The following is a 13,876-nucleotide window of genomic DNA, read 5'->3' on the forward strand; positions in this document are numbered from 1 at the left end:
ATCGCGATCGACTTTTTTAAAATGTCGCGCTCCATGCGCAACTGCTCGTTTTCCCGCTGTAACCGTGCGATCACGTCAGCCTGGTCCGCCGACGGCACCGACGCTTGCGACGTGGGCGCCGCGGCGCTGCCGCCGGCTGCTACCGTGCTCCGCTCCTTCACCCATCGACTGAGCACGGAGCCATCGAGCCCGAGCTCTTTCGATACCGACTTCGCCGAGCGACCGCTCGACAAAACCAGATCAACTGCCTGCCCCTTGTACTCGTCCGAATATGACCGACGCTGCCGTTTCGCCATCCGACACCTCTCTCTGCCTAAGCTATAGGTGTCCACCAATTTAGGGGAGGCCCAATTCTGGATTGCTTCGCTGCGCTCGCAACGACGGAGAGATGCGATAAAGGCGACAAAAAGCCCACAGCGGTCGCGCATCGTCATTGCGAGGAGCTCTTGCGACGAAGCAAATCCAGACCACTTCCGCGGAAAAATTCTGGATGCTTCGCTACGCTCGCAATGACGGAGGATGTGGCTCGGCCGTCTTGTACAGACGTCCCGCTACTCCGCCAGCGCCTTCATCTCCTTGTAGAGATCCGACTTGCCCTCGAAACCGATGCCCGGCAGGTCCGGCATGGTGATGTGGCCGTTCTCGACGCGCACACCATCCGGGAACCCGCCATAAGGCTGGAATAAATCAGGATAGCTTTCATTGCCGCCGAGACCGAGACCGGCGGCGATGTTGAGCGACATCTGGTGGCCGCCATGCGGGATGCAGCGGCGGGGGGACCAGCCGTAGGTCTTCAGGACTTCCAGCGTGCGCTGATACTCGCACAGGCCGTAGGACAGCGCACAATCGAATTGCAGCCAGTCGCGATCGGGACGCATGCCGCCATGACGGATGAGATTGCGGGCGTCCTGGTGGCTGAAGAGATTCTCGCCTGTCGCCATCGGGCCTGGATAGAACTCGGCAAGCGCCGCTTGCATTGCGTAGTCGAGAGGATCCCCTGCTTCCTCGTACCAGAACAGCGGATAATCGCGCAGCATTTTTGCGTAGGCGATGCCGGTCTCGAGGTTGAAGCGGCCGTTGGCGTCGACGGCGAGCTGCGCATGCTGGCCGATCTCCTTCAGCACCGCCTCGATGCGCTTGCGGTCCTCGTCGATGTCGGCGCCGCCGATCTTCATCTTCACGACGTTGTAGCCGCGGTCGAGATAGCCGCGCATCTCAGCTCGCAGCATCGAGAGATCCTTGCCGGGATAATAATAGCCGCCGGCGGCGTAGACGAAGACGCGCGGATCGGCCTTCACACCGTGGCGTTCGGCGAGCAGACGAAACAGCGGCTTGCCCGCGATCTTCGCCACCGCATCCCACACCGCCATGTCGATGGTGCCGACCGCGACCGAGCGCTCGCCATGGCCGCCCGGCTTCTCGTTGGTCATCATCGCGGCCCAGACCTTGTCGGGGTCGAGATTGTCACCTGATACATTCAGCAGCGACTTCGGATCGGCCTCCGTGATCCGCGAAGCAAAGCGCTCGCGGATCAGGCCGCCCTGCCCGTAGCGGCCGTTGGAGTTGAAGCCGTAGCCGACGACGCGCTTGCCATCCGCTACCGCGTCGGTGACGACGGCAACGAGGCTGGTCGTCATCTTGGTGAAGTCGATATAGGCGTTGCGGATTGGGGACGAGATCGGTTTGGTGATCTCGCGGACGTCGACGATGCGGACGGACATGGGGCCGCCTTTCACTTTCGTCATTGCGAGCGTAGCGAAGCAATCCGGAGTGTATCTGCGGGAAATAGTCTGGATTGCTTCGCTTCGCTCGCAACGACGGGGAGAGAGGGAGTGGGCTCCTCGCAATGACGAGGAGAGTGCGCGACGCCTACTTCTTGTCCCTGAAATACGGCTCCACGGGCCCATGCACCTTGATGGTCAGCGGATTGCCGTAGCGGTCCTTGGCGTTGCCGGCGGTGACGCGGACCCAGCCTTCGCTGATGCAGTACTCTTCGACGTTGGTCTTCTCGATACCCTTGAAGCGGATGCCGACGTCGCGCGACAGGATGTCGGCGTTGTAGTAGGGGCTGTTGGGATCGACCGACAGACGGTCGGGAAATTCGTCGCTCATTGATGTCTCGCTCATAACAGGGTCTCGATCTTCTGCCGCAATCCTTCCGGCCGCGCGGTCGGCGCGTAGCGCGCGACCACGTGGCCGGCACGATCCACCAGGAATTTGGTGAAATTCCATTTGATGGAAGCGCCGAGGAGTCCGGATTGCTGGCGTTTCAGGTACTCATACAGGGGGTGCGCCCGTGCGCCGTTGACGTCGATCTTTTCGAACAGGGGAAAGGTGACGTCGTAGTTCGCGGAGCAGAACGCCTGGATCTCGTCGGCCTGCCCCGGCTCCTGCGCGCCGAACTGGTTGCAGGGAAAGCCGAGCACCGCGAAGCCGCGCGGCGAGAGATCGCGATGCAGATCCTCCAGGCTCCGATATTGCGGCGTGAAGCCGCATTTGCTGGCGGTGTTGACGATCAACAGCACCTGCCCCTCGTAGGCGCGCATGGACACCTCGTCGCCCGCAAGAGAATTGGCCTTGAAATCATAGATCGCGGACATGGCTAGCCCACGGGATCGATCGGCGACGGCGGCACGCCGCCCGCCTCGATCGCTTCGCCGGCGAGAAGACAGAGATCCTCGCGATAGCGGCCGGAGACGATGTGGACGCCGACCGGAGTCTTGCCGACGAGGCCGGTGGAGACGACCAGGCCCGGCAGCCCCATGAAGGGAGTCGCGATCTGCGGCATCTGCGCCTCCCAGACGCGCTCGAACGATTGAGCGTCCTTGCGGTCGAGATGATCGGGGAACGGCAGCTCGCCGGACACCGGCGTCAGCACGACGGCGTATGTCTCGAAGAACAGCATCCAGTCGCGGGTCAGCGTGGCGCGGCGGGTCAGCGCCTGCGCGTAGTTGGCCTGGTCCATCGGCGTCACCTTGGCGCGGTTGCCGCGCAGACACGCCAGCGCGCCGGGATCGCCCTCGCGCTCGGCCATCTCGAGCTGCGCCTCGAAGGCGTCGCCGAGCCAGAGCTTGCGCTGCCACGCGACGGCTTCGCGCATCGGCGGGGTGTTCTCGATCATTTCGACGGTCCACCCGGCGCGCTCGAGGCGCTTGCCGGCGTCGGTCACGGCCGCCTTCACCTCAGGCGTGGTGGCGAGGCCGTCCGGGGTGAGGCAGATCGCAGCGCGCTTGTCGCGCGCGGGGCCTTCCAGCGGCACCGGCACATACCAGGGATCGCGCACGTCGCGCGCCGACATCGCGGCCAGCGAAATGCGCAGGTCATTCACGGTGCGGGCCAGCGGGCCCGAGACCGCCATGATCTGCGGCCCGATCGGGCGTTCCGGCAGCGCCGGGTTGAAAGCGGGAATGCGGCCCAGGGTCGGACGCAGGCCATGCACGCCGCAGGCATAGGCGGGATAGCGGATCGAGCCGGCGATGTCGGTGCCGTGGGCGATGTGGCCGATGCCGGCAGCCACCGCCGAGCCGGCGCCGCCGGACGAGCCGCCCGGCGTCAGCGAGGCATCGCGCGGGTTCTTGGTGTCGCCATGGACGAGATTGGTGGTGAACCAGCGATAGGAGAAGGCCGGGCAATTGGTGCGGCCAAGGAGAACCGCGCCGGACTTGCGGAAATTGGCGACGACGGGATTGTCCTCGCGCGCGATCAAGCCGCTCTGCAGCTTGAGGCCGTTGGTGGTGGCAAAGCCCTCCTGGTCGACATTGGCCTTGATGGTGACGGGGACGCCGGCGAGCACGCCGGGGTCTTCCCCCCTGGCAATGGCGGCATCCACGGCGTCGGCCTGCTTGATCACGTCCTCTGGCCGGTGGTCGATGACAGCGTTGAGCTGGGGGTTGACCGCGTCCAGCCGGTCGAGGCCGGCCTTGGCCGCCTCCCGGGCCGACACCTTCCTGGATCTGACGAGATTAGCGAGGTCGGCTGCCGAGAGGCGCCAGAGATCTTGCATGACGTGCTCCGTGTAACCGGCGTCTTTTAGCGCCGGGAACGCGGCAAAGCCATGCGGATTTCGCAAGGAGGAAGCGCGGTTTGGTCCGAGGTCGCGCCTCATTCGCCGCCATTGCGAGGAGCTCGCGACAAAATTGCGTAGCAGTTTTGCGCAGATGCGACGAAGCAATCCAGGCTGCCTCCGGAGAGGTGGTCTGGATTGCGTCGCTTCGCTCGCAATGACGTGGAGAGGGTTCCTCGCCAACGGGGAGACAGCGAGGGGGCCTCTAATGCCGCGTCGCCGACTGGTCCGGCATGTCCAGCAGCGCCTCGCTGAAGGGAAATTCCAGGACGATCTCGCCGTCATCATCGGTGACCTCGATGACCGCCTCGAGCAGGGCTGGCTGGGCGCCCTCGGACTTCACCACCTCCAGGATCATCTGGCGGGCGACCTCCCAGGCGCGATCGGGGTTGCGCAGATCCTCGCCGTCGGGGTCCACGATCAGTTCGTCGCCGATACGGGTGTTGAAGAAATATTTGGGCATCACGAGATCCAGCTAAAGGCGCCTGTATCGGATTGAAAGCTGCACTGCACTCACAACTGCTTTATCAGGACAGGGTTGGCGACCGAATGTGCCAAGCGCGAGGCTGGATCCGCAGAAGTAATGTTCCCAGCATCATTTTTCGCGTCGCAACATGGCATTTCTCGGGAAGATTTCACTGGCGAACTTTTCCGCCCGCATTAATTTACCCTTGGTCGGACATGTCCGAGTTTGCAGAATGGAGAGCCAAAATGGCCTGGAAAGCCCCCAAAATCGTCGAAGTGCCCTGCGGCATGGAAATCAACATGTATGTGAGCGCCACCCGTAAATAGGTGGTTTGGTGACTTAAGCGTTCTGCGCATGTGGGTCTTTCGGTCGCGAGCGGTTCTGGATGATGGAAACTGCGTCGGCCTAAGAATCCCCCTCGCGAATTTGCCCCAGGAGACGGATCATGCTTCGCGTCGTCGTCCTGGGCGCCGGGGCCGGCGGCGGTGTTCCGCAATGGAATTGCGGCTGCGACGGCTGCCGGGCGGCCCGTGCCAATGGCCATGAGCTTTATCGAACCCAAGCCTCGGTCGCCTTCAGCGGTGACGGCGAGCACTGGTTCCTGATCAACGCCTCTCCCGATCTCCGCCAGCAATTGAACGCCGCGCCGCAGCTGCATCCCAAGGCGGGCGCGCTGCGCCATACGCCCGTTGCCGGCGTGATCCTGACCAACGGCGAAGTCGATGCGGTGGCGGGCCTGCTGTCGATGCGCGAGGGCTCGCCCTTCACCGTTTATGCGCATGAGAAGGTTCTGGCGATCCTGGCCAGCAACAGCATCTTCAACGTGCTGAACGAGAAGATCGTCAAGCGCCAGCCGATCGGGATTTCCGAGCCATTCGAACCGAAATTCCCTGACGGCGCGCGCTCCGGCCTTGAAGTGGTCGCCTTCGCCGTGCCCGGCAAATCGGCCTGGTATCTCGAAGGCAAGGCGCATCCCGGCGGCGAGAGCGGCGACGGCGACACGCTGGGCCTGAAGGTCACCGACAAATCGACCGGCAAGTGCTTCTACTTCATCGCCGCCTGCGCCGAGGTCACCGACGCGCTGAAGGCCGAGATCGACGGCGCCGCGCTCGTGTTCTTCGACGGCACGGTCTGGCGGGACGACGAGATGATCAAGGCCGGGCTCGGCCACAAAACCGGCAAGAGCATGGGCCATGTCGCGATGTCCGGCGCCGATGGCGCGATCGCGCGGCTGGCCGATCTCTCACTCGACAGGAAGATGTTTCTGCATATCAATAACTCGAACCCGGCGCTGCTGCCCGATACGCCTGAACGCAAGACGGCCGAGGCGGCGGGATGGCAGATACCCGCCGACGGAACGGAGATCGTGCTGTGAGTGCCGCGTCCAAGCCTGGAATGAACATGACTGGAATGACTGCGCTCTCCGTCGGCAAGGACATCAGGCTCACGAGCGCCGAGGAGCTTGAAGCGACGCTGCGCCACATCGGCGCCACGCGCTATCACAGCCTGCATCCATTCCACAAGCTGCTGCACGGCGGCAAGCTGAACAAGGGCCAGGTGCAGGCCTGGGCGCTGAACCGCTACTATTACCAGAGCACGATCCCGATCAAGGACGCGGTCGTGATCTCGCGCTTCCGCGACCGCGCCACGCGGCTGGAATGGCGGCACCGCATCGAGGATCATGACGGCGATGTCGGCTCTGAAGGCGGCATCGAGCGCTGGCTGAAGCTGACCGAAGGCCTCGGTCTCGACACGGCCTATGTGGAATCGACCGAAGGCATTCTGCCGGCGACGCGCTTCGCGGTCGAGGCTTACGTGCATTTCTGTCGCGAGAAGAGCCCACTCGAGGCGATCGCCTCCTCGCTGACCGAGCTGTTCGCGCCAAACCTGCACGAGGAACGCATCTCGGGCATGCTGGAGCATTACGACTTCGTCAATCCCGACATCATGAGCTACTTCAAGCGCCGCCTCACGCAGGCGCCGCGCGATGCCGGCTTCGCGCTCGACTACGTCAAGGCGCATGCCGCGACGCCGGAGCAGCGCGCGCAGGTCTGCAACGCGCTGATCTTCAAGACCAACGTGTTGTGGGTGCAGCTCGACGCGCTCCAGCACGCCTATGTCGAAGGCAACATTCCGCCGGGCGCGTTCGTGCCCAAAGAAAGCTAAGAAGGCGAGCTGAGGAACAAGAGCATGGCCGGGCCGCGGAACATCAGCGTCAGCGAGGCAAGCCGCCCCGTGCTGCCGCGGCATGCCAAGCTCAAATATGACGAGACGCGACAAGTCTGGGTGATCCTGGCGCCGGAACGCGTGCTGGCGCCTGATGAAATCGCGGTCGAGGTGTTGCAGCTCTGCGACGGCAAGCGCAGTGTCGGCGAAGTGTCCGATCAGCTGGCGGCGAAATACGCCGCCCCCCGAGAGGCGATCCTGGCCGATGTCATCGTCATGCTCCAGGATCTCGCGGACAAGGGCTTCCTCACCGAAGTCAGGGAGAAGACGCCATGAGCGATGTGCTCCCGACCATCCCGCTCGATACCAGCGACAGTCTCGCGGTGCTGGAGAAGAGCCGCTCGACTGCCGAGACCTTCGGCATTCCGCTCGCGGTGCTGCTGGAGATCACTCATCGCTGCCCGCTGCAATGCCCCTATTGCTCCAACCCGGTCGAGCTCGACCGGTCGGGCAAGGAGCTGAGCACCGAGGAATGGAAGAAGGTGCTGAGCGAGCTCGCCGAGATCGGCGTGCTCCAGGTGCATTTCTCCGGCGGCGAGCCGACGGCGCGCAAGGACCTCGTCGAGCTGGTCAAGCATGCCAGCGATGTCGGCCTGTACACAAACCTCATTACCTCGGCCGTGCTGCTGACGCGCGAGCGACTCGGCGATCTCGCCGACGCCGGGCTCTGCCATGTGCAGATATCTTTCCAGGGCATCGAGGAGGGCCTCGCCGATCGCGTTGCCGGCTACAAGGGCGGCCATCGCAAGAAGCTCGAAGTCGCGAAATGGACGCGCGAGCTGGATCTGCCGCTCACGGTGAATGCGGTGATGCACCGGCAGAATTTGCATCAGCTCCCCGAGATCATCCAGATGTCGGTCGATCTCGACGCCGACCGGCTCGAGGTCGCCAATGTGCAATATTACGGCTGGGCGTTGAAGAACCGCGCCGCGCTGATGCCGACGGTCGCGCAGCTCGAGCAATGCACCCGCACCGTCGAGGAGGCCCGCGAGCGGCTCAAAGGCACGCTAGCGATCGACTACGTCGTCCCCGATTACTACGCGCTGCGGCCGAAGAAATGCATGGGCGGCTGGGGCCGGCAGTTCTTCAACATCTCGCCGGCCGGCAAGGTGCTGCCCTGCCACGCCGCCGAGAGCATCACCGGGCTCGACTTCGAATCCGTGCGCTCGAACTCGATCGCCTGGATCTGGCGGAACTCCGAGGCCTTCAACCGCTATCGCGGCACCGGATGGATGAAGGAGCCGTGCAAGACTTGCGAGTTCCGCGAGATCGATTTCGGCGGCTGCCGCTGCCAGGCCTTTGCGCTGACAGGAGACGCCGCCAACACCGACCCGGCCTGCGCGCTGTCGCCGTTGCACGAAACCATCTTCAAGCAGGCCGAGCGGGAGGCCGAGGGCGAGACCAACCGCTTCCTCTATCGCAACTTCGCCGGCGGCACTCTGGAAGACGAGAATGGTGCCTGACGCGGACGCGGCTGCATCCGCGAGACGTGCCGATCCGTTTGCGCCGCTGACATCAGACATGCTCGATGTCGGCGACGGCCACGAGCTCTATGTCGAGAGCGTCGGCCGTGCTGACGGCATCGCCGCGATCTACCTGCATGGCGGGCCCGGCAGCGGCTGCCAGCCCGATCACCGCCGGCTGTTTGATCCCGAACGCATGCGCGCCGTGCTGTTCGATCAGCGCGGCTGCGGCCGCAGCCGCCCCAAAGGATCGCGCGAGCACAACACCACGGCGCATCTGATCGCCGACATCGAGAAGATCCGCGAGAAATTCGGTCTTGACCGCTGGATGGTGGTCGGCGGCTCCTGGGGCGCGACGCTGGCGCTGGCCTATGCGGAGGCTCATCCTGAGCGCGTCTCCGGCATTGCCTTGCGTGCGACCTTCCTGGGCACGCAAGGAGAGGTCGAGATCGCCTTCACCTCGCGCCTGGCGGAGTTCTATCCGGCGCTGCACGAGGATTTCCTGAGCGTGCTGACGCCGGAGGAGCGCGCGCATCCCGTGCAAGCCTATTATCGCCGCATCCTCGATGCCGATCCCGCCGTGCACGGGCCGGCCTCGCGCGCCTGGCACGACACCGAGCGCGCCCTGTCGGAACACAAGGCGGCCAAGACCCGCATTGACCTGGCCTCGCTCAACGTCTGGCGTACGCTGCCGGCGACGCCGTTCATGGAGGCGCATTATTTCGCCAACAGCTCGTTCATGAGCGAAGACCAGCTGTTGCGGAATGCAGACAAGCTCGCCGGCATTCCCGGCATCATCGTCCAGGGCCGCTACGATTTGTTGTGCCCGCCTGAAACATCCGCGCGGCTTGCGAAGGTGTGGCCGGGTTCCGAGGTCAGGATCGTGGAAGAAGCCGGGCATTCGCTCTATGATGCCGGCGTGCGGGACGCGGTCATGAAGTCGATCGCCGATCTCGCGTCGAAGGCCGCGCGCTAGCACGCGAAACAAGGACAACAAGAACAATGCCGCTCGCCGGGACGGGCATGCTGCTGACGTCGATGAACATCGACGCCGCGGACGAAGCCGATTTCAACCGCTGGTACGATCGCGAGCATCTGGAAGAGCGCGTCGCGATCGAGGGCTTTCTCGAAGCGCGGCGCTATGTGGCGCACGCCGCCAATCCCAAATATCTCTCGCTGTATTCGACCGCGACGCTCGATGTGCTCGACAGTCCCGCCTACAGGGCGCGCCTCGCCAACCAGACCGAATGGTCGCGGCGGACCATGGCGCAATTCAAGAACATGCTGCGTGTCGTCGCGCGCGTCACCATCAGCAAGGGCAGTGGCCGCGGCGCCGTACTCGGTCTGGTGCGGTTGCGCCCACGGCCGACAACGCGGGCGCATGGCGTGATGCACTGCAAGAAAAGCTGGCGCCACAGAATCGCGACGGCATCGTCTCGATGCACCTGCTCGAGAGCGAGCCCGAATTGTCCGGAGCGACGGCTGACATTCCGGCCGTGCGCAACGAAGGCGCGCGCGACTGGTTCGTGCTGATTGACGGTACCCATGTCGGCGCGGTGTCGGCCGTGATGGCCGAGCGCTTCACAGGTCCCGCTGCGGCGCCCTTCCCGCTGCCTGTCTCGGTTGGCACCTATGCGTTGATGTGGGACCTCGCGAAGAGCGGCATCGCTGCCAGCTGAAACGCGATCCGCATCGCAACATATTGCACCGCCGCATCGCTGCGCGCCGACGTCAATGCTGTCTGCGCGGAGCTCCCATGAAAGCAGGTGATCGCGAAAATTTGCCGTTGTACTCCGGAGCTATTCCAATAAGCTAACCCAATGACGTCGTTCATAAACCAGATTGCGGCGCGTTAAGCGTTCGACAAGCTCAAGACAAGGCCGCCGGGTCTTTGAGCCTGTGCGGACAGGGTAGGAATGAAACCGACCGATATCGCGGCCCCCGACTACTTTCACAAAGTGGTCGATTGCCAGTGGGCCTGTCCTGCGCACACTCCGGTTCCCGAATACATCCGACTGATCGCACAAGGCCGCTACAGCGACGCCTATATGATCAATTGGAAGTCGAACGTGTTTCCCGGAATCCTGGGACGCACCTGCGATCGTCCATGCGAGCCGGCGTGCCGGCGCGGACGCGTCGAGGAAACGCCGGTGGCGATCTGTCGCCTCAAGCGCGTTGCTGCCGACTTCAAGGACGACATCAAGCAGCGCCTGCCGCACCCTGTTGGGAAGAACGGCAAGCGCGTCGCGTTCGTCGGCGGCGGCCCGGCCTCGCTGACCGTGGCGCGCGATCTCGCGCCGCTCGGCTATCACTGCACCGTGTTCGACGGCGATCCTGAGGCCGGCGGCATGATGCGGACCCAGATCCCGAAATTCCGCCTGCCCAATTCCGTGATCGACGAGGAGACCGGCTACATCCTGGGTCTCGGCGTCGAGTTCAAAGGCGGTCACCGCATCGAGAGCATGAAGGCGCTCCTCGCGGAGAAATACGACGCGATCTTCGTCGGCTCCGGCGCGCCGCGCGGCCGCGAGCTCGACATTCCCGGGCGGAAAGAGGCCGCCGGCAACATCCATATCGGCATCGACTGGCTCTCGTCCGTGTCGTTCGGTCACACCGACAAGATCGGCAAACGCGTGATCGTGCTCGGCGGCGGCAACACCGCGATGGATTGCTGCCGCACCGCGCGCCGCCTCGGCGGCGAGGACGTCAAGGTGATCGTGCGCTCCGGCTTCGAGGAGATGAAGGCCTCGCCCTGGGAGAAGGAGGACGCGATCCACGAGGACATCCCGATCCTCAACTTCCTGGTCCCAATTGCCTTCATCCACGACAATGGCAAGCTCACCGGCATCACCTTCCAGAAGGTGAAGGCCGAATACGACGCCAAGGGCCGCCGCAACCTCGTCCCCTCGGGCGAACCCGACCAGACTTTCGAATGCGACGACGTGCTGGTCGCGGTCGGCCAGGAGAACGCCTTCCCCTGGATCGAGCCGGACTGCGGCATCGAGTTCGACAAATGGCATATGCCGAAGGTCGATCCGAAAACCTTCGTCTCGACCAACCCGAAGGTGTTCTTCGGCGGTGACGCCGCGTTCGGGCCGAAGAACATCATCTGGGCGGTGGCGCAGGGCCACGACGCCGCGCTGTCGATCCACAAGCTGCTCTCGGGCGAGGACATCACCGAGCGGCCGCTGCCGGAGGTGCACGTCTCCTCGCAGAAGATGGGCATCCACGAATGGAGCTATGACAACGACATCTCCATCGACAAGCGCTTCAAGGTGCCGCATCGCGACAAGGTCGTCGCGCTGAAGGACATCCGCACCGAGGTCGAGCTCGGCTATGACGTCAAGCTCGCGCTCGGCGAGGCGCATCGCTGCCTGAACTGCGACGTCCAGACGGTGTTCTCGACCTCGCTCTGCATCGAATGCGATGCCTGCGCCGACATCTGCCCGATGGACTGCATCACCTTCACCACCAACGGTGAGGAAGACGATCTGCGCCATCGCCTGAAGGCGCCCTCGCCGCATCAGGACCAGGACCTCTATGTGTCCTCCGATCTCAAGACCGGGCGCGTGATGGTCAAGGACGAGGACGTCTGCCTGCATTGCGGGTTGTGCGCCGAGCGGTGTCCGACCGGGGCGTGGGACATGCAGAAATACTTCATCGAGATGACTCACGCAGGTTCGACATGTCCGACAAAAAGCCGATCAGCAGCGTAAACGACTTCGTCGTCCGTTTCGCCAACGTCAACGGCTCGGGCTCGGCCAGCGCCAACGAGATGTTCGCGCGCGCGATCCTGCGCCATGGCGTACCCGTGTCCCCGCGCAACATCTTCCCCTCCAACATCCAGGGCCTGCCGACCTGGTACGAGGTGCGCGTCACGGAAGCCGGCCATCTCGGCGCCCGCGGCGGCGTCGACATGATGGTGGCGATGAACCCGCAGACCTGGGACAAGGACGTCGCCGGCATCGAGCCCGGCGGCTATCTGTTCTACGATTCCACCAAGCCGATGCCGTCGACCAAATTCCGCGACGACATCACCGTGATCGGCGTGCCGCTGACCGCGATCACCAACTCGACCTATACCGATCCGCGCCAGCGCCAGCTGTTCAAGAACATCATCTATCTCGGCGCGCTCTCCGCGCTGCTCGATATGGACCCGAAGCTGATCGAGCAGCTGATCGGCGAGCAGTACAAGGGCAAGGAGAAGCTCTTGTCCTCCAACGTGCATGCGCTGCATCTCGGGCGCGACTGGGCGCTGCAAAACCTGAAATGCCCGCTGGGCTTGCGCATCAGGAAGTCCGACAAGGTCGGCGACCGCATCTTCATCGAGGGCAACAGCGCCGCTGCGCTCGGCGCCGTCTATGGCGGCGCGACCGTCTGCGCCTGGTATCCGATCACGCCATCGTCCTCCGTGGCGGAGGCCTTCACCGCGCATTGCAAGAAGTACCGGCACGACCCTGAAACCGGCAAGGCCAAATACGCGATCGTGCAGGGCGAGGACGAGTTGGCTTCGATCGGCATCGTCATCGGCGCCTCCTGGAATGGCGCCCGCGCCTTCACCGCGACCTCGGGGCCCGGCATCTCGCTGATGACCGAGTTCATCGGCCTGTCCTATTTCGCCGAGATTCCGGCCGTGATCATGAACATCCAGCGCGCCGGCCCGTCCACGGGCATGCCGACCCGCACCCAGCAATGCGACATCATCGCCTGCGCCTATGCATCGCATGGCGACACCAAGCATGTGCTGCTGTTCCCGGAAGACCCGGCCGAGGCGTTCGAGTTCGCGGCGGCCGCCTTCGATCTCGCCGAGCGGCTGCAGACCACGATCTTCCTGATGCTCGATCTCGACATCGGCATGAACCACCGACTCTGCCGCCCGCTGAAATGGGACGATGCCAGGCAATATGACCGCGGCAAGGTGATGACGACGGAGATGCTGGAGGAAGGCCGCGATTTCGGCCGCTATCTCGACGTCGACGGCGATGGCATCCCCTACCGCACCTATCCCGGCACGCACCCGACCAAAGGCTCGTATTTCACCCGTGGCACCTCGCGCGACCGCTATGCGCGCTATTCCGAGGAAGGCACTGTCTACGCCGACAACATGCAACGCCTCGTGCGCAAATTCGAGACCGCGCAAGACCTCGTGCCACGACCGCTGCAGGCCAATGCGGAACGGCCGACCAAATATGGCGTGATCTATTTCGGCTCGACCTCGCCGGCGATGGACGAGGCGATCGGCCTGTTGGAGGCGCGCGGGCACCAGCTCGATCGCCTGCGCATCCGCGCCTTCCCGTTCCACTCGAGCGTGGCGAGCTTCCTTGCCGAGCACGACTTCGTCTACGTGGTCGAGCAGAACCGCGACAGCCAGCTTCGGCAGCTCATCGTCAACGAGAACGGCATCGACCCCGTCCGCCTCGTGCCGATCGTGCACTACGACGGCACCCCGATCACCGCACGTTTCATCGCAAAAGCCATTGGCGACCACCAGGATCAGCTCAAGGTGACCCCGCTCCGCAAGGCCGTGTCATGATGGCCAGCTGCATCGACATCGTCATTGCGAGCGCAGCGAAGCAATCCAAGGTCTTGCCGCGGAGGGATCCTGGATTGCTTCGCTGCGCTCGCAATGACGGGTTGCAGCAGCAACGGCCCGGGCGC

At 64.0% G+C, this 13,876-nt stretch carries 14 protein-coding genes and 1 pseudogene; 9 read left to right on the top strand and 6 right to left on the bottom strand.

What is annotated here, in order from left to right; all coding sequences use genetic code 11:
* From BM222_RS32060 to BM222_RS32085, 6 genes are all read right to left on the bottom strand, one after another.
* On the bottom strand, nt 1-434 hold a 434-nt coding region (locus BM222_RS32060; RefSeq protein WP_143106121.1), incomplete at its 3' end, for a transposase.
* 117 nt (nt 435-551) lie between these two features.
* Nucleotides 552-1,721 (bottom strand): D(-)-tartrate dehydratase, encoded by a 1,170-nt coding sequence (gene tarD, locus BM222_RS32065; RefSeq protein ID WP_092237621.1) that lies wholly within the window; start codon nt 1,719-1,721, stop codon nt 552-554.
* Nucleotides 1,722-1,869: 148 nt separating this feature from the next.
* Complete coding sequence (locus BM222_RS32070; protein ID WP_092237479.1) at nt 1,870-2,127, bottom strand: DUF3297 family protein; 258 nt, start codon at nt 2,125-2,127, stop codon at nt 1,870-1,872.
* A complete protein-coding gene (locus BM222_RS32075; protein WP_092237482.1) occupies nt 2,124-2,600 on the bottom strand; it encodes a glutathione peroxidase in 477 nt (158 codons plus the stop codon). The genes BM222_RS32070 and BM222_RS32075 overlap by 4 nt, the downstream gene beginning before the upstream one ends.
* A 2-nt stretch (nt 2,601-2,602) precedes the next feature.
* A complete protein-coding gene (locus tag BM222_RS32080; protein WP_092237624.1) occupies nt 2,603-4,003 on the bottom strand; it encodes an amidase family protein in 1,401 nt (466 codons plus the stop codon).
* 265 nt (nt 4,004-4,268) lie between these two features.
* The gene (locus BM222_RS32085; protein WP_177243589.1) at nt 4,269-4,526 is read right to left on the bottom strand and encodes a DUF6894 family protein; all 258 of its coding nucleotides are present in this window, start codon (nt 4,524-4,526) and stop codon (nt 4,269-4,271) included.
* Between the two features lie 248 nt (nt 4,527-4,774).
* Here BM222_RS32085 and pqqA point away from each other — a divergent pair, with 248 nt between their 5' ends.
* The 9 genes and pseudogenes from pqqA (at nt 4,775) to BM222_RS32130 (ending at nt 13,751) form a co-directional block, all read left to right on the top strand.
* Nucleotides 4,775-4,855, top strand: coding sequence for a pyrroloquinoline quinone precursor peptide PqqA (pqqA, locus tag BM222_RS32090; RefSeq protein WP_007595659.1), 81 nt, complete (start codon nt 4,775-4,777; stop codon nt 4,853-4,855).
* 119 nt (nt 4,856-4,974) lie between these two features.
* The gene (gene pqqB, locus BM222_RS32095; protein WP_092237488.1) at nt 4,975-5,904 is read left to right on the top strand and encodes a pyrroloquinoline quinone biosynthesis protein PqqB; all 930 of its coding nucleotides are present in this window, start codon (nt 4,975-4,977) and stop codon (nt 5,902-5,904) included.
* Nucleotides 5,905-5,939: 35 nt separating this feature from the next.
* Nucleotides 5,940-6,695, top strand: a complete 756-nt coding sequence (gene pqqC, locus BM222_RS32100) for a pyrroloquinoline-quinone synthase PqqC (RefSeq protein WP_502690970.1) — start codon at nt 5,940-5,942, stop codon at nt 6,693-6,695.
* 24 nt (nt 6,696-6,719) lie between these two features.
* Complete coding sequence (pqqD, locus tag BM222_RS32105) at nt 6,720-7,031, top strand: pyrroloquinoline quinone biosynthesis peptide chaperone PqqD (RefSeq protein ID WP_092237494.1); 312 nt, start codon at nt 6,720-6,722, stop codon at nt 7,029-7,031.
* A complete protein-coding gene (gene pqqE, locus BM222_RS32110) occupies nt 7,028-8,218 on the top strand; it encodes a pyrroloquinoline quinone biosynthesis protein PqqE (protein WP_092237496.1) in 1,191 nt (396 codons plus the stop codon). The genes pqqD and pqqE overlap by 4 nt, the downstream gene beginning before the upstream one ends.
* On the top strand, nt 8,208-9,194 hold the full coding sequence (gene pip / locus BM222_RS32115; RefSeq protein WP_092237498.1) for a prolyl aminopeptidase: 987 nt from the start codon (nt 8,208-8,210) through the stop codon (nt 9,192-9,194). The genes pqqE and pip overlap by 11 nt, the downstream gene beginning before the upstream one ends.
* 26 nt (nt 9,195-9,220) lie before the next feature.
* Nucleotides 9,221-9,897 (top strand): annotated as a pseudogene (locus BM222_RS32120) (hypothetical protein).
* 237 nt (nt 9,898-10,134) lie between these two features.
* Nucleotides 10,135-11,934 (top strand): FAD-dependent oxidoreductase, encoded by a 1,800-nt coding sequence (locus tag BM222_RS32125; RefSeq protein WP_092237500.1) that lies wholly within the window; start codon nt 10,135-10,137, stop codon nt 11,932-11,934.
* On the top strand, nt 11,904-13,751 hold the full coding sequence (locus tag BM222_RS32130; RefSeq protein WP_177243590.1) for a 2-oxoacid:acceptor oxidoreductase subunit alpha: 1,848 nt from the start codon (nt 11,904-11,906) through the stop codon (nt 13,749-13,751). The genes BM222_RS32125 and BM222_RS32130 overlap by 31 nt, the downstream gene beginning before the upstream one ends.
* The last annotated feature ends 125 nt before the right edge of the window (nt 13,752-13,876 follow it).

Origin of the sequence: Bradyrhizobium sp. Gha, from assembly GCF_900113735.1 — a bacterium.
In the GTDB taxonomy this organism is placed as follows: Bacteria; Pseudomonadota; Alphaproteobacteria; order Rhizobiales; family Xanthobacteraceae; genus Bradyrhizobium.